Source organism: Vibrio coralliilyticus ATCC BAA-450 (assembly GCF_000176135.1).
GTDB classification, from domain to species: domain Bacteria; phylum Pseudomonadota; class Gammaproteobacteria; order Enterobacterales; family Vibrionaceae; genus Vibrio; species Vibrio coralliilyticus.
The window spans coordinates 187,888-211,524 of record NZ_ACZN01000018.1; the positions used below are offsets into that span (position 1 = coordinate 187,888).

The 23,637-nt window shown below is 43.9% G+C and carries 15 protein-coding genes; 10 read left to right on the plus strand and 5 right to left on the minus strand.

Annotation, left to right across the window (positions count from 1 at the left end):
• The first annotated feature begins 164 nt into the window (after positions 1-164).
• Together VIC_RS20295 and VIC_RS20300 are read left to right on the plus strand one after the other, a co-directional pair.
• Positions 165-1,052, plus strand: a complete 888-nt coding sequence (locus VIC_RS20295) for a putative PEP-binding protein (RefSeq protein WP_006962127.1) — start codon at positions 165-167, stop codon at positions 1,050-1,052.
• A gap of 116 nt (positions 1,053-1,168) precedes the next feature.
• The gene (locus VIC_RS20300; protein WP_019276483.1) at positions 1,169-1,648 is read left to right on the plus strand and encodes a DUF4442 domain-containing protein; all 480 of its coding nucleotides are present in this window, start codon (positions 1,169-1,171) and stop codon (positions 1,646-1,648) included.
• Here the strand turns inward: VIC_RS20300 and VIC_RS20305 are convergent.
• Positions 1,617-3,002 (minus strand): hypothetical protein, encoded by a 1,386-nt coding sequence (locus VIC_RS20305; RefSeq protein ID WP_006962129.1) that lies wholly within the window; start codon positions 3,000-3,002, stop codon positions 1,617-1,619. The genes VIC_RS20300 and VIC_RS20305 overlap by 32 nt on opposite strands.
• A gap of 89 nt (positions 3,003-3,091) precedes the next feature.
• Between VIC_RS20305 and VIC_RS20310 the strand changes: the two genes are divergently transcribed.
• Positions 3,092-3,928 carry a CvfB family protein gene (locus VIC_RS20310; RefSeq protein ID WP_006962130.1) on the plus strand — a complete coding sequence of 279 codons (837 nt, stop codon included), beginning with the start codon at positions 3,092-3,094 and terminating at the stop codon, positions 3,926-3,928.
• Positions 3,929-4,098: 170 nt separating this feature from the next.
• Here VIC_RS20310 and rsmF read toward each other — a convergent pair whose 3' ends face one another.
• From rsmF to VIC_RS20330, 4 genes are all read right to left on the minus strand, one after another.
• Positions 4,099-5,523: a 16S rRNA (cytosine(1407)-C(5))-methyltransferase RsmF gene (gene rsmF / locus VIC_RS20315; protein WP_039952375.1), complete on the minus strand. Its 1,425-nt coding sequence runs from the start codon at positions 5,521-5,523 to the stop codon at positions 4,099-4,101.
• A gap of 91 nt (positions 5,524-5,614) precedes the next feature.
• Positions 5,615-8,248: an MlaD family protein gene (locus VIC_RS20320; protein WP_006962132.1), complete on the minus strand. Its 2,634-nt coding sequence runs from the start codon at positions 8,246-8,248 to the stop codon at positions 5,615-5,617.
• A complete protein-coding gene (locus VIC_RS20325; RefSeq protein WP_006962133.1) occupies positions 8,241-9,512 on the minus strand; it encodes a paraquat-inducible protein A in 1,272 nt (423 codons plus the stop codon). Before VIC_RS20325 ends, VIC_RS20320 begins: the two co-directional genes overlap by 8 nt.
• A 33-nt stretch (positions 9,513-9,545) precedes the next feature.
• Positions 9,546-11,342, minus strand: coding sequence for an ABC transporter ATP-binding protein (locus VIC_RS20330; protein ID WP_006962134.1), 1,797 nt, complete (start codon positions 11,340-11,342; stop codon positions 9,546-9,548).
• A gap of 88 nt (positions 11,343-11,430) precedes the next feature.
• Here VIC_RS20330 and VIC_RS20335 point away from each other — a divergent pair, with 88 nt between their 5' ends.
• From VIC_RS20335 to VIC_RS20365, 7 genes are all read left to right on the plus strand, one after another.
• A complete protein-coding gene (locus VIC_RS20335) occupies positions 11,431-11,904 on the plus strand; it encodes a GAF domain-containing protein (RefSeq protein WP_006962135.1) in 474 nt (157 codons plus the stop codon).
• 98 nt (positions 11,905-12,002) lie between these two features.
• Positions 12,003-12,632 (plus strand): RNA chaperone ProQ, encoded by a 630-nt coding sequence (proQ, locus tag VIC_RS20340; protein WP_006962136.1) that lies wholly within the window; start codon positions 12,003-12,005, stop codon positions 12,630-12,632.
• 17 nt (positions 12,633-12,649) lie between these two features.
• On the plus strand, positions 12,650-14,644 hold the full coding sequence (gene prc, locus VIC_RS20345) for a carboxy terminal-processing peptidase (protein ID WP_006962137.1): 1,995 nt from the start codon (positions 12,650-12,652) through the stop codon (positions 14,642-14,644).
• A gap of 139 nt (positions 14,645-14,783) precedes the next feature.
• Positions 14,784-15,446, plus strand: coding sequence for a hypothetical protein (locus VIC_RS20350; RefSeq protein ID WP_006962138.1), 663 nt, complete (start codon positions 14,784-14,786; stop codon positions 15,444-15,446).
• A gap of 227 nt (positions 15,447-15,673) precedes the next feature.
• Positions 15,674-18,280 (plus strand): aminopeptidase N, encoded by a 2,607-nt coding sequence (gene pepN, locus VIC_RS20355; RefSeq protein WP_006962139.1) that lies wholly within the window; start codon positions 15,674-15,676, stop codon positions 18,278-18,280.
• A gap of 96 nt (positions 18,281-18,376) precedes the next feature.
• Positions 18,377-18,595 carry a DUF2835 domain-containing protein gene (locus VIC_RS20360; RefSeq protein WP_006962140.1) on the plus strand — a complete coding sequence of 73 codons (219 nt, stop codon included), beginning with the start codon at positions 18,377-18,379 and terminating at the stop codon, positions 18,593-18,595.
• A gap of 188 nt (positions 18,596-18,783) precedes the next feature.
• Entirely contained in the window at positions 18,784-23,625 is a 4,842-nt protein-coding gene (locus tag VIC_RS20365) for an NAD-glutamate dehydrogenase (RefSeq protein ID WP_006962141.1), read from the plus strand.
• Positions 23,626-23,637: the final 12 nt, after the last annotated feature.

Here is a 23,637-nt window from a genome sequence, read left to right on the forward strand (position 1 = left end):
CGTCAGCAGGAATAAACCTCTTATCTGCATTCTTAGTGTGTCTACCTATAGTGAGTGAAATATTATTCACTTATGGTTACTAAAAATGCTCTTCGGGCTTGTTTTACTTTGGTTCTATCGGTATGTTCAGGAAAGAATCAAACAATAAAATGCACGGAGCAGTAATGAGCATTAATACTTCAGGTGAATTGCATTCAGAACTTAACTTAGGTGATGCGATACCGGGTGAAGAATCGTCATCAGAAAGCACGCACCTCTTTGTTTCTCTTTCCGATTTAGTCTCAGAAAATATTTTCTATCACCCATGCTATACAAATGTTGAGTCCACTCTGAGTGACGTTGAACTCAGCTCCATTGACGCGATACTTGGCGAAGTTTCGATGGAAGAACATTTCGTTGCCACGTTAACTGAACGAATTATGCAGTCGGTGAAGCCCAACCATCAATCTGTGCGTGTCGCTTTAGGTAATGCTGATAGTTATGAGTTGAGCTCACTTCTCGGTGGGAAAGCTGAAGCACAAGAAATCAACCCAGCATTGGGGTTACGCGGTGTATCTCGCTATGCTCAAACGAAGTTTAGTTCTGCATTCGCTCTAGAGTGTCAGGTGATCAAGGCGTTGCAGCAGCAGGGTGTTCACGTTGAGATTGTTGTGCCTTTTGTCCGAGCACTGTCTGATGCAGCGAAGATCATTGATTTACTGGCAGAGCAGGGGCTACCAAGAGGTTTAAACGGGTTGAAGGTTTTGTATACCGTTGACGTACCTTCCGCAGCGTTGCTCTCGGAGCGCTTATTGCATTACTTCGACGGCTTAGTTATCAACCTAGAGAATCTCACTCAGTTTACACTTGGTGTCGACAGGCTCAGTGAGGAATTGGAACATCTTTTCGATCCTCAGAGCGAAGCTGTAATCGACCTTATTGATATGGCTGTAAAAGCGGCAAATCACAGTAATAAGCCAGCATTGGTCGTGAGTAGTGGGCTCGCTAGCTACAATAAAATACAAGAATATGTTCTTGAGCATACTTATATTCAAGTTGTTGTGACGGCGTAACCCAAAAATAGGTGACTTTGCTATAACTTCAAAAGGTTGATGTTAACAAAATGTTGACATCAACCTTTGTTCGTTATGAACTAAAGAAACACATAACAACATGTCGGACCAGTGAAATGCTCTCCCCACTTGCTAAAGCCAATTTGTACCTCAAACTTTTCGGATTTTTCAAAGTACCATTGATTTGGTTGTGCCGGCCTAAAATACTCAAACTGGATTCTGATTCAGTCGAAATCAAAATACCTCTAAAAAGAAAGACGAAGAACCATCTCAATAGTATGTACTTTGGTGTGTTGGCGATTGGTGCCGATGTGGCAGGTGGTTTTATGGCGATGAGTAAAGCTCAAGACAGAGGCCATAAAGTGTCTCTGGCCTTTAAAGCCGTAGATGGGCAATTTCTTAAAAGGCCCGAAGGGGATGTTCATTTTGTGTGTAACGATGGGGCACTCATTGACAAAATGTTGGATGAAACACTGGAATCCGGAGAGCGAATTAATCAGCCAGTGAAGATCACTGCCATCTGCCCAAGCTTACATGGCGACGAACCGATGGCAGAATTCCAACTTACTCTGTCATTGAAGAGAATGGGTGGCTAATGTCATCCACTTCCATCTGTTCAATGGCAACAATTTTGTTTCTGTTGAGCACGATTTTCCAACGATAATAGTTGGGTTCGTCATTGTGATTGTCTTCTCTGGCAATTAGATTTATCAAATGACGTTTCTCGACAGATTCTTTACTGACTTGGCTATTATTGAGCGTGTAAACCTTATTTGAACCCTTGTCCATCAGTCGCATAAATGGTCGCATGCTCAACATCATGGATTCGCGAGTTTCTTCATAACCACTCATAAACTTAGAGGTCGACATCTCTGTTTCTGAACGATAGTGAAGGATCTGTTCTTCACGCTGTACAACGCGTTTTTTACGTATGAGCTGAATACGATCAGGCAATTTGAGCAAGTTCTTATAGTCCAGCCACTCAAGCTTCTGGCCAACTGCTTTGTTTGTAGTTGGGTCTAGGTAATACTTACGCCACTTGGGCCGCCCTTTACGTATCCACCGCCACATCACATCGCGAAGATCATCTTTAAAAATCTCACGCAAAGCGTAGACAAACGACATCAGAATGATGAAAGAGACCGTGATTTCACCCCAATAATCTCGCGCTAGAATGGCGGTAATGGTAACGAAAACCATAACAAAACCCGTAGCCGAGCCTTTGACAACACGCTTCATATTTTTGCCGAGCGACTGAGTTTTTGCGTTTAATACAACTGGGTGCTCAATCAAACGGCGTAGCAATCTCATTTTGTTACTGAGTCGCGTTACGTCGTCACGAACACTTTTTGAGTTGTAGTTATTGAGCTTACGGTGTGCTGCTTCTTTTTCGACGATAGCTAACAGCCGATCTTTGATCGTCTTGTAGTCACTATCACGTGGCATATGAGCGATGAGAGACATAAAACGTTGGCCAGTGTACCAAGACAGGTAATTGTCGATGTTGGCATAGTAACGCTTTAGGCTCTCTTCGTAAGGGATACTACGTCTTAGCTTTTTCAGGATATCTAAGGCAAGTTCAATTACTTCATCCACTTCTTCTGTCGTGATGACATCGGAATTGTGTTTGTTCAGTTCATTCACTGCTTTGTCTAGAGCAATCACATACTGATAGGCGAACAAACTCAAACTTACACGGTACTGCGTTGATGAAAGGCGTCCCCGTTTCGCCAATCGACTGTGTACGAGTGGAAGAAGGGTTTTGTCACTAAAGTAGGCTCTTTTTTGAATGATCGACTCGTAGTAAATCTCACTCTCTTTGAGTACATCTGGTGTTAGGCCGAGTTCGCCAGGGATGAAAAAATAGAGGTCGAGATCTGACTTTTTAGACGAAGCCATAGCGTGGGAAATCTTAAGAGTGATGCCGTCCTGCTTATCAACGGTGAGCAATGAGTACTCCTGAAAAAATTCTAATTATCTGGCGAAAGCATAACAGAGTTTCGGTATAATCACCGCAAATTTAGCAAGAGACAGTTGAAATGATTAAAGTTGGTCAGATAAACCACTTAGAAGTAGTAAAAAAAGCAGATTTTGGCGTATTTCTCGATGCAGGTGATTTCGGAACAAGCTTATTACCTAATCGCTTTGTTCCAGAAGGAACAGAAGTAGGCCAGTTTGTTGATGCATTTTTGTACTTCGATTCTGACAATCAGCTGGTTGCAACCACTGAAACTCCAATAGCTCAAGTCGGTGAGTGGGGGTTGATGACAATCGAAGGCGTAAACAGTACTGGCGCTTTTGCTGACTGGGGAATCAAAGGCAAAGATCTGCTTATCCCATTCAGTGAGCAACGCACGCGCTTTAAAGCAGGCCAGAATGTGCTGGTATACGTCTATACCGATAAGGCATCAGGCCGAATTGTCGGTACCACTAAATTTAATAAGCTGTTGGATAAAACGCCTGCTAACTACCAACGTAACCAACAAGTCGAACTCATAATCGCTGAACGCAGTGACTTAGGTTACAAAGCGATTGTGGAAGGCCAGCACTGGGGAATGATCTTCAAATCCGATGTCTTTGGTAAATTGTTTGTCGGTAAACGACTCAAAGGGTACATCAAGGGCATTCGCGAAGATGGCAAAGTGGACCTTTCTTTACAGAAAATCGGCGTTGCTAAGATGGATGACTTGAGTCAGAAAGTACTGGATCTACTTGAAAAGAAAGGCGGTTTTCTTCCTTTGAATGACAAATCATCACCGGAAAGCATTTTTGCTGCGTTTCGCACCAGTAAAGGTACATTCAAGAAAACAATCGGTGGTCTGTATAAGCAAGGAAAAATTACGATAGAGAAAGATGGCATTCGCATCGCTTCGTAATTGAAGTCAAAAAAAGGCCCGAAGCGGATATTGCTTTGGGCCTAGGGGAATGGCTCTTACAGAGCCTGCGCTAACTGGTTGATATTCGATGATTTATCATTAAGTAAAGTGTAGTACATCATCACAGTTTCGCTAGGCATCTCTGGCATTTCCTACTAATATTTTGCGGTTTAGAATAGATTTTTATCTCGTACTAGCTCTCTAGGTAGACCATTCTTCACTCGATTCCCAACCCATTTTCCTAATCCAATCACATCGTTACCAAGCTTTACAATCACTTCACCTTTACCTGACTGGTTTTCTGGTCGAACGTCTCTACCCATAAACCATTCACGGGCATCGTCTGTAGAAAGTGTGACGCAGTTTGACTCTTGGCCAGTAGCTAACGCTGTCGCGACCTGATGCTGCCATCGGTAGCCTTTCTTATGAGCTTCAGCGATTTTAATCCCCATCCTTGAGAAACGAAATTCACCAAGCATAGGTTCTAGTGCATTAGGGAAGAGCCAGACATCATTGTCGCGCATCCAAACTCCTGAATCTTTGGGAAGCTCGATATCTAAACTGTCATGCAGCTGTTTACTGATTTCTTGATGAACTTTGTTCGATGCTTTTTTGAATGGGAATTTACCTAGGCGCTTTTTCACTTGTGGTGCTTCAGTAGAACCAAGCTTTTTCATTCTGGCGACAAAGAAGCCTTCACAATCATACATTTGAGGGAAAATGTGCAGAAAGCCTTCTTCGGTTAACGCTTTCTCTGATTCAGGGAAGAGAGAATCCAGAGGCTCAAATTCTACGAGGTCACCAAACTGTTCTTTCAAGTGCAAACAGACTTGCTGGTTTTCTTCGATGCTTAATGTACACGTTGAATAAACCATAACACCGCCAGGCTTAAGTGCGTAAAACGCGCTTTCTATTAGATCTTTCTGGGTGTCAGCGATGGATAAAACGGAATCTTTGCTCCAGTTTTTCATCGCATCTGCATCCTTACGCACTGTGCCTTCACCTGAGCAAGGAGCATCAATCAATACGGCATCAAACTGTTCTGGCAGCCAGCCACCAAAGACTCGGCCGTCATAATTACTCAGCGCGGCGTTGCGCACACCACAGCGCTCAATATTGGCATGCAAGACCTTGACTCTACTCGATGAGAACTCATTGGCGACGAGCACACCTAAGTTATCCATTTCTGCCGCAATTTGAGTGGTTTTTGAACCCGGTGCAGCTGCCATGTCAAGCACACTAAGGAAGTCGTCATTCTGATCTTGAAACAAGGCAGACACAGGCATCATTGAGCTGGCTTCTTGAATATAGAACAAGCCGGACATGTGTTCTGCCGTGTTGCCAAGTGGGGTTTCTGATTCGTCGGCCTCGATCCAAAAACCTTCTTCACACCATGGTACGGGTGACAGTTGCCAGCCTTTTTCTTGAGCTCGCTGAGTAAACTCTGAGATAGAAATCTTCAACGTGTTTACGCGAATACTTTTACGGAGCGGACGTTGACACGCGGCGACAAAGTCTTCCATATTGAGGCCGTCAGGAAGAATGGCTTCCATTTCTTTCAAAAATTCTTCGGGTAAGTAGACGTTCTGATGCAAAGTTCTATCTCAGTTTTTACAGGGGCCGGAATTATAGCGGATTGAAAAACAAAACGCAGCGAAATCGCTGCGTTTGAAAGCCTAATGTTGTTTATGGTTTCGGAATAGCGGTGCGCCATGTCTTCCAACTCTCCTCTGGTGTTGGATAGAGGAAGAAAGATTGACCAGGCTGGGCTATAGGCTGAAGCTGACTGTTCTCAGGAGTTGAAAAGGTGATTCCGCCTCTCACAATACTGTCTATGGTTCCCGCTTTGATGTTGGCACCGCCTAGGCCGATGGAAACATCAACACCTGAAGTGTTCCAGAAAATGCTATTTTGTCTTACAAGATAAGCGTAGTTGGGCTGGATTGAAATGGTCGAGACAACGCGATCAGCAAACTCTCCGAGTTCTACATTAATCACTTTACCTACTTCAATTTCTCTATAGAGTACAGGTGTGCCTTTAGCGACTGAGCCACGAGACTCGCTTTGTAGGGTGAAGGATACCCCCTGATTATCTCTCTCTTCTTTATTGAGATGGAAAGTATGTTGAGCTTTACCTTCACCAGGGACTACGTTAATAGTTTGAGTGAGAAGGTTCTGAAGATTCTTCACACCATTCAAGCCAACAGTCGCTTGAGCAGCCCAGAAGTAACTACCTTCGGTTGCTAGCTTGTCTGCATACTCAGGCAGCACTCGCAGTTTAATTTCAACACGCTCACGCTTAAAATCAGGTATAACAAGGGTGACTTCACCCACTTGTACACCGTTATATTTTACCGCTGTTCCTTTGGTAATATTGTTCTCACCCTCAGCATTGAGCGTAATGACATGGCCAAACTTTCGCGCAGTTTTGAAATCTTGATAGAGCAGCCATTTATCATTTTGTTTGTTTTCGACACCCGGCAAAGAATCGAAAGCGATACCGCCTTGAATGAGTGATTTCAAAGGCGCAGCCTTAACACTGATACCAGCTAGAGTAGCATCCACTTCAACGCCGGAACGGTTCCAAAAGACAGTCTGTTCAGTGACAAGGTGTTTGTATTGGTTTTCAATACTCGCGGTAATGATCACACCACCATCAACAAGGTGGAAATCGGAAATGCTACCCACTTGCAGGTTACGATAAAGTAGTGGGCTGCCTTTGCTGATAGAGGGAAGCTCGTTAGCAAACAGCGTAATACGTTCTGAGCCAGACATATTGTATTTCGCCAATTCCGCTAGGGACTTACTTGGATACAATGTGTATTGCTCTCTAGGGTTGTCAGAACCTTCGCTAACAAAACTGATAGAACCTGTAAGAAGCTGCTGTGCTGGCGGGACGTTGATGTTCAGTCCAGATTCAGTGAGCTCAGCTGTGGCGCTACCTGTGACGAAGAATCGGTTCTGTGATTTAATTAGCTCGGCGTAGGTTTTATCCACCAGAACGTCCAAGTTTACCTTCTCACCTTTGAGCGATACTTTCGTTACTTCACCAACGGTGATGCCTCGGTATAGGACGTTAGCACCAGCTCCAAGTCCGAATGAATTGTCAGCAACCAGTGTTAGGGCCACAGATTTAGCTTGTTGTTTATTAAACTGTTCTTTGCGAATGGCGGAGAAATAGCGCGAGCGATCGCCTTTTCCTGGAACCAGAGTAAGGAAATTACCTTTAACTAGGTTTGTTAGGTTTTCCACACCAGAAAGAGAGACTTTTGCTTCTTCGAGGATAAAGTTACTGCCGCTCGTCAGCATGTCTGAGAAAGCTGGCTGAATGGCGGCAGAGGCGACAATCTCTTTTCGCCCATTACTGAGTTGTAAATCAGTGATCTGGCCGATTTCGATTCCACGGTACATGATAGGAGCACCAGTCGGACTGATTTGATTGTCGTCTGGCAGGGTGATTTTAATTGGTATACCACGACCCGCGGTTTTTAGATCAGGGTAGAGTTTAAAGCGAGTATTATCGGCAACAGGTTCTCCGCCATCTGGCGAGTCGACAGCAATAGAGCCACCAATCAGAGCACTTAAACTCTCTAATCTGACATCAACACCTTCAAAACCAATATTAGCGCCGATACCGCTGACATTCCAGAACCTACTTTCGTCGGTAATGACCTTTCGGTATTCATCGTGAATTGATGCCTGAATGAGGACATTTTTACCTTGGCCGTCAAGTTGGTAGCTGTAGACTTCACCAATTGGAATCTTACGATAGACTATTTGCGAGCCAACAGAAATGCCGCCGAGATCTTCTGCTCGGAGGGTGATGTTCAAGCCTTCATTCGCAAGAATATCTGAAGGAGCTCGTTCAAGCGCAGTAAACTTTGTTTCAGGTTCCGCTGGGTTATCACTAGGTTGGATTGCAATGTAGTTACCGGACACCAGAGCGTCTAAGCCTGAAATGCCTGAAAGGCTAGCGGTCGGTTTTACCATCCAGAAGCGGGTTTCTTTTGAAAGTAATTTGGCGGCTTCAGGGTAGATATCTGCTTCGACATAAATACTCTCAAGATCTTCAGCCAAGTTAATATCACGCACCATGCCGACTTCGAGACCCTGATAGCGAATGGTAGTTCGACCTGCAACTAAGCCCTGAGCATCAGAGAAGTAGATCTGAATTCGCTGACCGGCGTCGTTAATCGCCTTAATAACTAACCAACCTGCGAGCACCATGGTCAACACGGGTAATAACCACAGCGGTGACACACCTTTATTGCGCTTAACGTCTGGTGAGTAAGAAGGCTGATTAGAAGATGAATTAGTCATTTAAAGGTTCTTCTCTTTTCTCTGATTTGCTCTTAGCTGAATCTGGGTAATTGTCCCACAACAGTCTTGGGTCAATACTCTCTGCCGCCAGCATAGTCAATACAACAACGATTCCAAACGCAACCGCCCCATACCCTGGAGTAAAGTCGAGTATCTGGCCGCGGTCGACTAAGGTCATCATGATAGAAATAACAAACAAATCCATCATGGACCAACGTCCTATCCATTTAATAACAAAATAGATGATCATTCTCTGACGATGAAATACTTTGCGCTTGAATTGGATCGCGAGCAATAAGTACGCCAAACCGATGATTTTGGCGACGGGAACGACAATACTCGCTACAAATATAATGACCGCAATGCCTGGCATACCATTTTTTACCAGTGACGCAACGCCGGAAAAAATGGTGTCTTCAAGCCTTTGTCCATTGGTAATTAAAATCGATATTGGGATGAGGTTTGCCGGAAAAATAGCAATCGTAGCGGCAACAAGATAAGCCCAAGTCACTTGTACGGAACGAGGCTTACGGTGATAAATGGGTTTGTGGCACCGAACACACTCTGTTCCTTCTGGTTGAGAAAGATGACAATGGTGGCAGTGGAGTTGTTTTTCTTTGAAATGATAAGAACGTTCAGACTCGTACGCTTCCCAATAGCGACGCACACTTACTCGTGTGACAAGCATGACTGTCGCGATCTGTAACAGGACCAAACCATATAAACCGACGCCCACGTATATGTCGGAATAGTCCTGCAACTTAAAGCAGGAAATAGCGACGCTGACGAGAAATACATCAATCATCACCCAGTTTTTGAGGTGTTGAATCGTATAAAGCGAATATTTGAGTAACGGAAAATTACGTTGCTTTAATGCAGCGTGAGCAGTTAGGACCGAACCGCTGACTAGTAAAGGAGCGATGGAGCTGCAAAAGATAATTAATAAAGATAGGAAAACAAAACCTTCATCAAATAGCGTGAAAACGCCAGAAGGTAAGGTCGCTGGAATCATGACGCCAAATAGGCGAATACTAATAAAGTCAAAGAAATGAGAAGGAATGAAGAGCAAGAGGCAAGTAATTGCAATGGCGAGGTTGCCGGACAATGAAGGCGTACCTCCACGATATAACTTGCTTCCACAGCGTGGACAATAAGCGCTTTTGCCTCGCTCGACACTGACAGTATCTATTGGGAGTTCACACCCATGGCATAATCTTACATGTGAAGCTTCGGAAAGGTGAGACGTTAATTTAGGAGGGCTCATATCACCCTCCAAATTTTAAGAAATAGTAGGATCTCAGGCGTGCGACTGAACGCTTCCATAAAGCGTTTGGTATAAACCTTCTTGTTTAACCAACTCAACATGAGTGCCTGCCTGTGTTACTTGTCCATCTTCTAAAACGTAGATCAAATCAGCCTGTTTAACGGCAGACAGTCGATGAGCAACGATTAAGGTTGTACGCCCATTCAAAAATTCTGTCAGCGCTTTATGCAGTGCTGCTTCGGTCGCCGTATCTAACGCAGACGTTGCTTCATCGAGAATGACAAACTTAGGATCGCTAAGAACCATTCTTGCAATAGCAAGTCGCTGCCTTTGGCCGCCGGACAATCGAATGCCGTTTCGGCCAATTTGTGTATTTAAACCGTCACTTAACTGACTTATGACATCCTGCATTTGAGCAATTTCAAGCGCTCGCCATAATTGCAAATCGTCATAGTCAGAGCCGAGCGTCAGATTATGCCTTAAACTGTCATTGAATAGTATAGGTTGTTGTAATACAACGGCAATTTGATCTCGTATTACGTCATAACTGATATCATCTGTTGTCTCACCATTGAAACGAATGATACCTGAATCCTGTCGATATACACCAATGAGCAACTGGATGAGCGTCGATTTTCCGCCACCACTTGCACCAACCAATGCAACTTTCTTTCCAGCCGGAATATTCAAGTTTAGATTATTCAGTACTTTACTTTCTTCATTATAAGAAAAATCAATGTTTTCAATATTGACGTCGACTTCTCTGTCCGTTGTAAACGGGTTGATTTTACTTACTGGGCGGTGTTCTTCTTCCAAGTCGAGTAGGGCGTTGATACGACCCAGTGCCGCTTTTGCGCTGTACCAAGAAAACTGAATACCAAGTAGCTCTTGCACTGGGCCCAACATAAACCATAGGTAGCCAAAGACAGCAAATATTTGACCGATAGTTAAGTCACTGAACAAGACCATTAACATGGCAACAGCACGGAACAACTCAAAACCAAGCAGGAATAGAAGAAAAGAGACTCGCCCAGCGGCTTCGGATTGCCACGCGTATTTATCAGCGTCTACACGGACCTGGTTGGCCTGTTGCTTTAATTCACTAAGAAATTCCCGCTCGCGATTGGCTGCACGTAGTTGGTAGATGCCGTCTAAGGTTTCAACAAGACGATTTTGGAATCGCTCAAAAGATTGGTTCTCGCGTTTTTTAAGATGTTTTACTTTATTGCCCAGCTTTCGAGAGAAGTAAATAACAATAGGATTGACCAAAAGGATGAATAAGCCGAGACGCCACTCCAACCAAAGTAGAACACCAGCTGTACCGATGACCGTTAGCAAACTAATGAGGAATTTACTGAGAGTGGTACCAATGAACTGGTCAATGGTTTCTACATCGGTAATCAAGTGAGCATTGATACCACCACTTCCACGCGTTTCGTATTGTCTGATACTGATGCGACCTAATTTGTCGATCATCTTGCTGCGCATCTGATACGTGATCGTTTTGGATACGAGAGTAAACTGACGTCCCTGCAGGATATTTAAAACTTGGCTCACGGTTCGCATCAGAACGACGAGAAGCAGGGTAAGGAATATATAGCCGGTTGGTGTCTGCATTGAAACAGGCAACACTTTATCCATTAACTCAAGGCCCGTTGCAGGCTTATCAAGCAGGACTTCATCGACCATTAAAGGCATTAAAAGAGGGATAGGTACACTGACGAGTGTTGCGAAAAGCGCGATGATGTTGGCGAGAACAAGTTTTGACTTGTGCTTTTTTACTTGAGTTATCAGCCAAGAACGGCTAATAGTGTTGGGGTTATCAGACATTATAATGAGAATGCTTACTATTTAGAGTTTACGGACGATTGTACGTTGATTCATGATGGAAGTCTCTAATTTTCAAATGGAAGTCAATATGAAAATAGAACATTACCACCGCTTAACCAAGCAAGCTGTTGCACTTTTAGAGTCAGAAAAAGACCTTATCGCCAATTTGTCGAACCTAAGTGCTCTTTTAAATATGGAGCTTGAGGAACTTAATTGGGTGGGTTTCTATCTAATGAAAGAAGGGGAACTAGTTCTTGGTCCATTTCAGGGGCAACCTGCGTGCGTGAGAATTCCTGTTGGTCGTGGTGTATGTGGAACAGCCGTGGCAACCAATACGGTGCAACGTGTTTACGACGTTCATCAGTTTGAAGGACATATCGCGTGCGATGCCGCCAGTAATTCCGAGATCGTCATTCCATTTAGCATTAATGGCCAAATTGTTGGTGTACTCGATATTGACAGCCCAAAAGTGGGACGATTTAGTGAAATAGATGAAGAAGGTTTGACGTTTTTGATGAGCGAAGTGGAAAAGCTGTTTAATTCACACGCTATCAGTGCATAATTTCCATATTGAGTGTGGTTTTTCGCTTGCAGGTCACTATAATACCTGAAATATTTATCTTAATGCTCGCGGACAAGCCGCACTAACCAGGACTCCTCATGGAAAACACTGAAAAGTTAAAAAACAGCAAAGAAGTGATTGCATATATTGCTGAATGTTTCCCTAAGTGCTTTACTTTAGAAGGTGAAGCAAAACCACTTAAAATTGGTATTTTTCAAGATCTTGCGGAACGTCTAAGCGACGATCCAAAAGTGAGTAAAACTCAGCTTCGTGCAGCGTTAAGACAATACACTTCTTCATGGCGTTACCTACACGGTGTTAAGCCGGGTGCGACTCGTGTTGACCTAGATGGCAACTCAGCAGGTGATCTGGAAGAAGAGCATGTTGAACACGCAAAAACAGCGCTAGCTGAAAGCAAGGCTAAAGTGCAAGCTCGTCGTAAAGAGCAAGCTCAAAAAGCTCGTGAAGAAGGTAAAGCGAAAGCTAAACCGGCTAACAAAAAGCCACAAAGCCGTCGCCCACAACAAAACAAAGCACAGAAAGCCAGCAAGCCAGTAGAAACGCGCGCTCTGAATGCTGATGAAATTACAATCGGTAATCAAGTAAACGTAAATATGGGCAAAGGAAACATGGCTGCGACTATCGTTGAAATCAATAAGGAAGATGTGCGTGTTCAACTGTCTAACGGCCTGCAAATGGTTGTGAAAGCGGAGCACCTGCGCGCATAAAGGAGATACTCCTACGCATGAAATGCCGTTCAAAATTGTCGCTGATTGCTGCTAGCCTCTGGCTGGCAGCTTCGTCAGCAAACGCTCTTGAAGCGAAAATTACTCTCGAAGACTTACCCGTCTTAGCTCCCGAAGCCCAACATGCGACAGCAAGTAAACGCGTTACCTCACGCTTCACTCGTTCTCACTACAAACACTTCACACTCAACGATCAATTCTCTCAGGCGATATTCCAACGCTATGTTGAGTCTCTTGATTTCAATCGTAACGTTTTCACGCAAGCCGATATCGACTCTTTTAATAAGTGGGCGGCTGGTATCGATGACCAGCTAAAGTCTGGTGACAACCAGATTGCTTTTGATATTTACAACTTGTCGATGAAGCGCCGCTACGAGCGATTTGTCTATGCACTGTCTTTGCTTGATAAGGAAATGAAGTTTGATACTGATGAAAGTATTGAGCTCGACCGAAGTGAAGCGGCTTGGCCAAAAGATACGGCGGAGTTGGATGAACTTTGGAGAAAGCGTGTTAAATATGATGCGCTGAACCTCAAACTGACCGGTAAAGATTGGGAAGAGATCAAAGACGTCTTAGGCAAGCGTTATAACAATGCTTTGAAACGTCTGAGTCAAACTCACAATGAAGATGCATTCCAACTGTACATGAATGCGTTTGCCCGTGAAGTGGATCCGCACACCAGCTATCTATCACCGAGAAGTGCTGATCAATTCCAGACGGAAATGAACCTTTCACTGGAAGGTATTGGTGCTGTGCTTCAAATGACAGACGATTACACTGTAATTCGCTCATTGGTCGCTGGTGGCCCTGCATCTAAGAGTAAGCAATTAGCTGAAGGTGATCGCATTATTGGTGTCGGCCAAGACGGTGAAGATATTGTTGATGTAATCGGCTGGCGACTGGATGATGTCGTTCAGTTGATTAAAGGCCCGAAAGGGACCAAGGTTAATCTGCAAATCTTGCCTGAAGGTAAAGATGCGAAAGCGGAAGTCATCACTATTGTTCGAGATAAAATTCGTCTTGAAGACCGCGCTGTTAAATCTGAAGTCATTGAAAAAGATGGTAAGAAGATTGGCGTATTGGAAGTACCAAGTTTTTACGTTGGTCTTGCAAAAGATACGGATAAGCTGATTACTGATCTGAAAGGCCAAGGTGTTGATGGCATTATTGTTGACCTGCGTAACAATGGTGGCGGCGCGCTGACAGAAGCGACGGCTCTATCCGGTCTCTTTATTACTAGTGGACCGGTGGTTCAAGTTCGTGACAGTTATGGTCGGGTCAACGTAAATAGTGATACCGACGGCAAGATCAGCTACGACGGTCCGATGACGGTATTGATTAACCGCTACAGTGCATCGGCTTCAGAAATCTTCGCTGCTGCTATGCAGGACTATGGCCGCGCGATTATTCTCGGTGAAAACTCTTTTGGTAAAGGGACGGTTCAGCAACACCGTTCGTTAAATCATATCTATGATTTATTCGATAAGGAGTTAGGTTACGTTCAATACACGATTCAGAAGTTTTATCGTATCGATGGTGGCAGTACGCAAAATAAAGGTGTTGCGCCTGACATTGCTTACCCAACACCAATTGAGCCTAGCGAAACTGGTGAAAGTGTTGAAGATAATGCGCTGCCTTGGGATAGCATTGATAAAGCAAAATATGAAGTGTTACAGCGTAACGAAAAGCTGATCACTAAGCTTAATGGCGAGCATCAAGCTAGAATCGCTAACGATCTGGAATTCCAGTTTATTGCTGAAGATATCGAAAAGTATAAAGCTGAGAAGGACGATAACTCACTATCTCTTAACGAAAAAGTTCGCAAAGAGGAAAGTGATAAGGCGGATGACGATCGCTTAGCTCGTATCAATCTGAGACAAAAATCTCACGGAGAGAAAGCATTTGAATCTCTCGATGATGTGCCAAAAGACTACGAAGCTCCAGATGCCTATCTAGATGAATCCGTAGCTATCATGGTTGATATGCTTAAGTAGCTGAAAATAAAGGAAATAAAAAGCGAGCCAATTAACGGCTCGCTTTTTTTATATCAATAATTAACGTGATGTAGATCAAAAAATTTCGCTTAATCAGATTTCGACTCCTAAGCTTAAAGAAAAGAGTGAGGGGTGCGCTATGAGATGGATTGGAATTCTACTGACTTGTTTTAGCGTTTCTGTGTTCGCGAGTGAAACCAGAGATAACAGCGATTTAACTCAATTCGACCAGCCATTCCTGCTCGGTGACTGGTATTTGGTTAACCCAAATCCTGAGCAATCTGAAGAGAATTTTTTAGCCATCAAACTTAGCCTCGACTCCAACTATAGCTTCAAGATCGACATTCAAAAACGCGATTACTCGGTCGATCACTGGGAGGGACTTTACGCCGCGAATGAAGATACATTGATTCTCGGTTTGAATACCTCTGAACCGCAAATTTACAATTACAGCAGTAATCACAATATGTTGAATCTCAACGGTGTGGTGTTTACAAAAGCTTTATCCAACGCACTTGCCGGTATGTGGTCAAGTGCTCAGTTGAGTGGACATGAAATGGTAGCCAGTGAAGTGCAGCGGATGGATTTGATTTTGCAACCTGACTTCGTATTTATGTTTAGAGTGAGTAACGAAGAAGGCGACGAAGCAATCCATAAAGGTGTGTACTACACCGAAGGAGAGCATTTGGTGCTGCTCTATGAAAATGGTGAGCATGAAACAAGGTACAGCTTGAACAGCGATATTCTCACTCTGGAAATGGAAGAAGGAGCACTCTACGCCGTGCTGAACCGGGTCAGGTGACATAACATTTAACAAATATAGGTGAGTATTTAGACGTATAGTTTGAACTTATTCGCCACAGTAGGGTAAAAGCGAGGTATTTAGACATAATACCTCGTTTTTTTAATTGTCTGGGGTTAAGCTAGCTCAAAATAAAATTATCAGCGTTTGCAAATAACAACCTATTCAATAAGTGTCTCGAATAGACACAAGCACAATGTATTACATCTAGTCAGAAGGATTTCGACATGGCTCAAACACCTCAAGCCAAATATCGCAAAGATTATACCTCACCATCCCATACTATTTCAGACATCGACTTAACTTTCGATCTCCATGATACCACGACAATCGTAACGGCGGTTTCTCAAGTTAAGCAGCTAAAAGATGACACAACGCTTCAATTGGAAGGTGAAAGCCTTAAGCTGATTAGTGTCTCTGTTAACGGTGAGGCTTGGACAAGGTTTGAAGAAAAGGAAGGTGCGCTAGAGATTTCCGCACTACCTGAAGCGTTCGAACTGAAAATCGTCACTGAAATTAATCCCGAAGAAAACACGGCTTTGGAAGGTTTGTATAAATCTGGCGGCGCTTTCTGTACTCAATGTGAAGCGGAAGGTTTCCGTCGAATTACTTATTACATGGATCGCCCAGATGTATTAGCGAAATACACAACAAAAGTGATCGCAGACAAAGCGGCTTATCCATTCCTATTGAGCAACGGTAACCGTATTGCAGAAGGAGATTTGGAAGGTGGCCGTCACTGGGTTCAGTGGCAAGATCCGCATCCTAAGCCTGCGTATCTATTTGCACTGGTTGCTGGGGATTTTGATGTCCTTCGTGATAAGTATGTGACTAAATCTGGTCGTGATGTGGCGTTAGAAATCTTTGTCGATAAAGGCAACCTCGATCGAGCGCCTCATGCAATGACGTCTCTTATCAACTCAATGAAGTGGGATGAAGAGCGCTTTGGTCTAGAGTATGACCTTGATATCTATATGATTGTTGCGGTTGATTTCTTCAACATGGGCGCAATGGAAAACAAAGGTCTTAACATCTTTAACTCTAAATTTGTTTTGGCTAATGATCAAACGGCAACAGATACTGACTACCTAGGTATCGAAGCGGTTATTGGCCACGAGTATTTTCACAACTGGACAGGCAACCGAGTTACTTGTCGAGACTGGTTCCAATTGAGCCTGAAAGAAGGCCTTACTGTATTCCGTGATCAAGAATTTTCATCGGACTTGGGCTCTAGAGCTGTGAATCGTATTAACAACGTACGAATTATTCGTGGTCCACAATTCGCAGAAGATGCAAGCCCTATGTCACATCCAATTCGTCCTGAAAAAGTGATAGAAATGAACAACTTCTATACTTTAACGGTATACGAAAAGGGCAGTGAAGTTATCCGAATGATGCATACACTGCTGGGAGAAGAAGGTTTCCAGAAGGGTATGAAGCTCTACTTTGAGCGTCATGATGGCACGGCGGCAACCTGTGAAGATTTTGTCGCGGCTATGGAAGATGCATCAGGTGTTGACCTGAAACAATTCCGCCTATGGTACAGCCAGTCAGGTACACCAACGGTATCCGTTACAAGTGAGTATGATTCAGCGGCACAAACGTATTCGCTGACGGTTTCTCAACGTACTGAACCGACTCATGAGCAGCAAGAAAAGCAGCCGCTTCATATTCCATTTGATGTTGAGTTGTACGCGGAAAACGGTGATGTCATTGAGTTACAATGTAACGGTGAAAAAGTCGATAATGTTCTTAACGTTACCGAAGCGGAGCAAACCTTCGTGTTCGAAAACGTATCTGAGCAACCAGTACCATCCTTGCTACGTGAGTTCTCTGCACCAGTTGTTCTGGAGTACGATTACAGCGATGAAGAACTAATTTTCCTGATGGTGCATGCGCGTAACGAATTTGCTCGTTGGGACTCTGGTCAAATGCTGTTAGCAAAATACATTCGTAGTAATGTTGAAGCAGTGCAAAACGGTCAAAATGTCGAACTGTCTCCTGCGCTGATTGATGCCTTCCGAGGTGTCTTATTATCAGACAAGCTTGAGCCAGCATTTATTGCTGAGATGATGGCATTGCCAAACCATAACGAAGTATCCGGCTGGTACAAACAAGTGGATGTTGATGCCGTTGCTAAAGTGCTTAAATCTATCAAAGTGAAGCTGGCTGCTGAGCTTGAAGATGAGTTTAGCGCGCTTTATCACAGCTTGAAGCAGGCTGAATACACGATCGATCACGCAGCGATCGGTAAGCGCTCTTTGCGTAACACCGCTTTAGCTTATCTAGCGCACACAGAACAAGGCAATGAGTTAGCAGAGAAGCAGTATTTCGGTGCAAACAACATGACAGACACCATTGCCGCAATGAGTGCCGCGAATAGTGCGCAACTTGCATGCCGCGAAACACTGATGTCAGACTACAGTGATAAGTGGAAACATGATGGCCTGGTTATGGACAAGTGGTTTGCGCTGCAGGGTACTAACCCGGCACATAATGTCTTGGATGTAATCAAGAATACGATGAGTCATGAAGCGTTCAGTTTGAAAAACCCGAACCGAACTCGTAGCCTCGTTGGATCTTTCCTGAATATGAACCCAGTGCGGTTCCACGCTAAGTCAGGTGAGGGCTACAAGTTCGCTGGTGAGATTCTAAAAGAGCTGAACAGCAGTAACCCGCAAGTCGCTTCGCGCCTGATTGATCCATTGCTTAAGTTCCGTAAATACGATGAAGAGCGCCAAGCACTAATTAAAGCAGAGCTTGAAGCTCTCAAATCGATGGATAACTTAGCAAAAGACCTATTTGAGAAGGTTAACAAAGCTCTGGAAGCCTAATCGCTGAGCGAAACAGTAGCACTTTATAGTGCTACTGTTTATTTATACAGTGTTTTTATGCGCGTGATAAAATCGTTACTTCTTTAATCAAAGAAAATGAATCAGTACTACTTTTCACTCAACATCTCTTATCAATCTTTTCTCGCTCATTACAATGGTGCGGCGAGCAACGTTCTAGTGGTGACAGACAATGGTTTACGCCTACAATTGCCTGCATCAAGATTCAGACCTTTTCTTAGTCAAATTGGCCTTAAGGGGCGTTTTCGTTTAACAACTGACCAAAATAACAAGTTTCTTAAGTTAGAAGTTCTGTGAGCAACTGATTTTATAGGAGTTTAAATAGTGCCTTAGTCACATTATCGAACATTTCACCTCCTACCACTCCTAAAAGAATTAACTATTTATCAATAAAGCTTTTACAATAAAGCGGCATTACCCGTGTTAAGCACTATGCTTACAACATCCCCCAAAAATATATACAATTCTAATTGTGGAGTGTGATTATGACCGCGCGTGAAACTCTGATGCCGGTTCTGCTTGAAAAGGTCTACAAACTGATTCAAGACAAACTCGAGCTTGCTCATCAACCCTTAGTCACTCAACTTGCTCAGCATTTATTCAATAACATATCTCAAGACGACCTAGTCGAACGAAACGAATCTGATTTATATGGCGCCGTAGTCAGCCTTTGGCACCATATTAATGAGAAAAAAGCAGATGATGTATCGGTCCGAGTTTTTAACCCGACCGTTAGCCGTCAAGGATGGCAATCCACACACACCATTGTAGAAATCGTCGTTCCTGACAGTCCTTTCCTTGTTGACTCGGTAAAAATGGCACTTAGCCGTTTAGACTTAGCTTCTCACCTTATGCTTCATGGCCCTACACAGATTGAACGCAATAAAAAAGGTGAAATTACCAGTATCAATGAAGGTGAAGGCGTACTTCAGTCGTTATTCCATGTTGAAGTTGACCGCTTGAGCGCGAAAGAGACGATGAGCTCTCTAAAAGAAGAGCTACTTAAAATCCTGACTGATACTGCTTTAGTGGTTCAAGACTGGTTACTGATGGTTGAAAAACTGGAAGAAGTAACTAATCAAGTTGAAGCGCAAGAAGGTAAGGTAGAAGTAGAACGCGATCGTTACGAGGAGACGATCAAGTTTCTGCGTTGGTTAGGTGATCACAACTTCACATTCATGGGCTACAAAGAATACGATCTCGTCAATGTTGACGGTGATACTGAACTTCGCCCAACGGCGGATAAAGGCCTAGGACTATTTGGCAATCGTAATCGTGTGCGTAGTGTGAAGCTTTCTGACTTCCCTGACTCTGCACGTCTGGAAGCGAAGAAGCCATTCTTGCTCATCATGACTAAAGGCAATACACCTTCACGCATTCACCGCCCGGCTTATACCGATTACATCGGTATCAAGAAATTTGATAAAGACGGCAAAGTTGTCGGTGAGCACCGTTTCACTGGCCTTTATACCTCCGCTGTTTACAACCAGAGTGTCGAAAGCATTCCGCTAATTCGTGAAAAAGTTGAACGTATTCTTGCCGCAAGTGGCTATCGTGAAGGTTCGTACTCTTATAAAGCATTGCATAATATTCTTGAAAACTACCCTCGCGATGAACTGCTTCAAGCGAAAGAAGAAGAACTTCTTGAAGTGGGTATGGGTGTGGTGCAGATGCAAGACCGCGATATGCTTCGCCTGTTTGTTCGTAAAGACCCGTTTGGTCGTTTCTTCAGCTGTATGGTGTACGTAACGAAAGATCGTTATAACACAGAGCTTCGTCGTCAGACTCAGCGAATCCTAAAACAATATTTTGGCTGTGACAAAGAAGTCGAGTTTACAACTTACTTCTCTGAGAGCCCACTAGCCCGAACTCATTACATTGTTCGTGTTGATAACAACAACATGGACGTAGACGTTAAAACGATTGAGCAAAACTTAATGGAAGCATCTTCAACTTGGGATGATCGCCTGTCTGACGCGATTGTTGCGAACTTCGGTGAAAGTAAAGGTCTGCCTTTATCGAAAGAGTACCTACGTGCATTCCCTCGTTCGTACAAAGAAGATGTCATGCCTGGTTCTGCAGTAGCAGACATTGAACGTCTTGAAGCACTTAGCGATGACAACAAACTAGGTATGTTGTTCTATCGTCCACAAGAGCTGGGTTCAGATTCAAAATCAGTTCGCCTGAAACTTTACCATCGAGATGAACCCATTCACCTTTCAGACGTGATGCCAATGTTGGAAAACTTGGGTCTGCGAGTTATTGGTGAGTCACCTTATGAAGTTCGTAAAGCGGACGGCCAGGTGTATTGGATCCTCGACTTCTCAATGCTTCATAAGAGCGAAAAGACTGTTGATCTTCGTGAAGCTCGTGATCGTTTCCAACAAGCATTTGCCGCAATTTGGGCTGGTGAACTGGAGAGCGATGGTTTCAACCGCCTAGTACTTGGTGCTTCATTGACGGGTCGTGAAATTTCGATTCTTCGTGCCTACGCGCGATACATGCGTCAGGTAGGTTTCCCGTTCAGTCAACAATACATTGAAGAAACGCTAAGCCATTATCCGGAACTAGCGAAAGGTTTGGTTGAATTATTTGCTAAGCGTTTTGATCCTAAATTTAAGGGCAGTCAGAAAGGCCAGACTGAACTGACTAATAAGATCACAGAGCAACTCGATCATGTAGAAAGCTTGGATGATGATCGTATCATCCGTCGCTATGTCGAAATGATCAGTGCAACGCTGCGTACTAACTACTATCAGCTAGACGCAAATAAGCAGAATAAACCTTGGCTATCGTTGAAGATGAAGCCGAGCGACATTCCAGAAATTCCTCAGCCAGTTCCTGCATTTGAGATCTTTGTATATGCACCGGATATCGAAGGTGTTCACCTACGTGGTGGTAAAGTAGCTCGTGGTGGTCTTCGTTGGTCAGATCGTCAAGAAGACTTCCGTACCGAAATCTTAGGTCTGGTAAAAGCACAGCAAGTTAAGAACACGGTTATTGTTCCGGTTGGTGCAAAAGGCGGCTTTGTTTGTAAGCGTCAGCATACTCTAAGTGGTCGTGATGAGATCTTTGCTGAAGGTCAACGTTGTTACAAACGCTTTATTCGCGCACTTCTAGACGTATCAGACAACATTATCGAAGGGGAAGTGATTCCGCCGAAGAGTGTTGTTCGCCATGATGAAGATGACCCTTATTTGGTTGTTGCGGCAGATAAAGGTACAGCGACATTCTCTGATTTAGCGAACTCTGTATCTGATGAATACAACTTCTGGCTAGGTGATGCTTTTGCTTCTGGTGGTTCGAACGGTTACGACCACAAAGCAATGGGTATTACAGCGAAAGGTGGTTGGGAATCAGTAAAACGTCATTTCCGCGAAATGGGTATTAACTGTCAGACTACAGATTTCACTGCTATCGGTGTTGGTGATATGGCTGGTGACGTATTTGGTAACGGTATGCTGCTGTCTAAGCATATTCGTCTACAGGCTGCGTTTAACCACATGCATATCTTCATCGATCCAAACCCAGATTCAGCGAAGAGTTGGAAAGAGCGTGATCGTCTATTTAAGTTACCTCGTTCAAGCTGGGAAGATTACAACACTAAGCTAATTTCTAAAGGCGGCGGTATCTTCTCTCGTCGAGCGAAGTCGATTGCTCTGACACCAGAAATCCAGAAGATGATCGGCACTAAGAAAGCGTCACTGGCACCAAACGACCTCATCAAGATGCTGCTTAAGATGGAAGTTGATCTTCTATGGAATGGTGGTATTGGTACCTACGTAAAAGCGTCAAACGAAACGCACACTGATGTGGGCGACCGTGCCAACGATGTTTTGCGTATTGACGGACGTGACCTACGTGCAAAAGTTGTCGGTGAAGGTGGTAACTTGGGTATGACTCAACTGGGTCGTATCGAGTATGCTTTGACTGGCGGCCGCGTAAACACGGACTTTGTTGATAACGTTGGTGGCGTGGATTGTTCTGATAACGAAGTTAACATTAAGATCTTCCTCAATGGCTTGGTAGCCAATGGCGATCTAACAGTTAAGCAGCGTAATAAGATCCTTGAGTCCATGGAAGATGAAGTGGGTGAGATTGTTCTTGATGACGCTTACTGCCAGTCTGAATCTATCTCTGTGACTGAACAGCAGGGTACGTCTCTCGTGAAAGAGCAGATTCGCTTTATTCACGATTTAGAGAAAGCGGGTCACCTAGACCGTGCACTTGAATACATCCCAGATGATGAAACGTTACTTGAGCGTGAAAAGCTAGGTAAAGCATTGACTCGCCCTGAATTATCAGTGCTAGTTGCTTATGGCAAGATGGTTCTGAAAGAAGAGCTGGTTCACGATGACATTGCTAACGATGATTACCATGCACAGCAACTAGTCAATTACTTCCCAACTGAGTTACGCCGTAACTATTCGCAGCAAATGGATAATCATCCACTGCGTGCTGAGATTATTGCAACAGCGCTTGCAAATCAGATGGTTAACGAAATGGGTTGTAACTATGTGACGCGTCTACAAGAAGAGACGGGCGCACATGTTGTTGATATAGCAAATGCTTACGCAGCGTCACGTGAAATCTTCGGTTTAGGTGATGTGCTTAAGTCACTGCGCGAGCTCGACAACGAAGCGTCAACCGAAGCGCAGTACGATATGATGTTCTATGTTCGTCGAACGTTACGCCGCCTGTCTCGCTGGTTGTTACGCAACCGCAATGGTCGCCAATGCGTGAAAGCACTGATCGAACTTTACCAAGGTGATGTTGAAACGATCAAAGCTAAACTCGATGATATGCTGGTTCCATCTGAAGTCGAAGAGCATAACGAAATGGCTCAAGCGTGGATTGAGCAGGGTATTAGTCCTGAAATTGCTAATTATGTTGCACGTTTGTCTAGCCTATACTCAGTACTGGATATTTCCACAGTGTCTCGAGAAAAGGGCAAATCAGTAGAGCAAAGCGCTAAGTTGTACTACAACTTAGGTGATCGTTTGTCTCTTCACTGGTTCTTGAAACAGATCAATGGTCAGGCTGTCGACAACCATTGGCAGGCTCTGGCAAGAGCGGCATTCCGCGAAGATCTTGATTGGCAGCAACGTCAGCTAACAGGTCAGGTATTAAGTTGCAGCTGTGCGCCAGAAGATCTCGATGTGATGAAAGCTCTGGACGATTGGATCGAAAATAATGAAATTTCACTCCATCGTTGGGAAAACATCCTTAATGAGTTCAAAGTCGGTTCAGTACATGAATTTGCTAAGTTCTCTGTAGCTTTACGTGAATTGATGCTGCTTAACTTAAACTGTTCAGCTAACGAGTAATCGACACATATT

Excerpts from the sequence above, each read along its gene's own strand:
- VIC_RS20335 (WP_006962135.1), top strand. The coding sequence starts at position 11,431 with ATGAAAATAGAACATTACCACCGCTTAACCAAGCAAGCTGTTGCACTT.
- VIC_RS20310 (WP_006962130.1), top strand. The coding sequence starts at position 3,092 with ATGATTAAAGTTGGTCAGATAAACCACTTAGAAGTAGTAAAAAAAGCA.
- VIC_RS20330 (WP_006962134.1), bottom strand. The coding sequence starts at position 11,342 with ATGTCTGATAACCCCAACACTATTAGCCGTTCTTGGCTGATAACTCAA.
- VIC_RS20295 (WP_006962127.1), top strand. The coding sequence starts at position 165 with ATGAGCATTAATACTTCAGGTGAATTGCATTCAGAACTTAACTTAGGT.
- VIC_RS20320 (WP_006962132.1), bottom strand. The coding sequence starts at position 8,248 with ATGACTAATTCATCTTCTAATCAGCCTTCTTACTCACCAGACGTTAAG.
- VIC_RS20365 (WP_006962141.1), top strand. The coding sequence starts at position 18,784 with ATGACCGCGCGTGAAACTCTGATGCCGGTTCTGCTTGAAAAGGTCTAC.
- pepN (WP_006962139.1), top strand. The coding sequence starts at position 15,674 with ATGGCTCAAACACCTCAAGCCAAATATCGCAAAGATTATACCTCACCA.
- VIC_RS20350 (WP_006962138.1), top strand. The coding sequence starts at position 14,784 with ATGAGATGGATTGGAATTCTACTGACTTGTTTTAGCGTTTCTGTGTTC.
- VIC_RS20325 (WP_006962133.1), bottom strand. The coding sequence starts at position 9,512 with ATGAGCCCTCCTAAATTAACGTCTCACCTTTCCGAAGCTTCACATGTA.
- VIC_RS20300 (WP_019276483.1), top strand. The coding sequence starts at position 1,169 with ATGCTCTCCCCACTTGCTAAAGCCAATTTGTACCTCAAACTTTTCGGA.
- prc (WP_006962137.1), top strand. The coding sequence starts at position 12,650 with ATGAAATGCCGTTCAAAATTGTCGCTGATTGCTGCTAGCCTCTGGCTG.
- proQ (WP_006962136.1), top strand. The coding sequence starts at position 12,003 with ATGGAAAACACTGAAAAGTTAAAAAACAGCAAAGAAGTGATTGCATAT.
- VIC_RS20360 (WP_006962140.1), top strand. The coding sequence starts at position 18,377 with ATGAATCAGTACTACTTTTCACTCAACATCTCTTATCAATCTTTTCTC.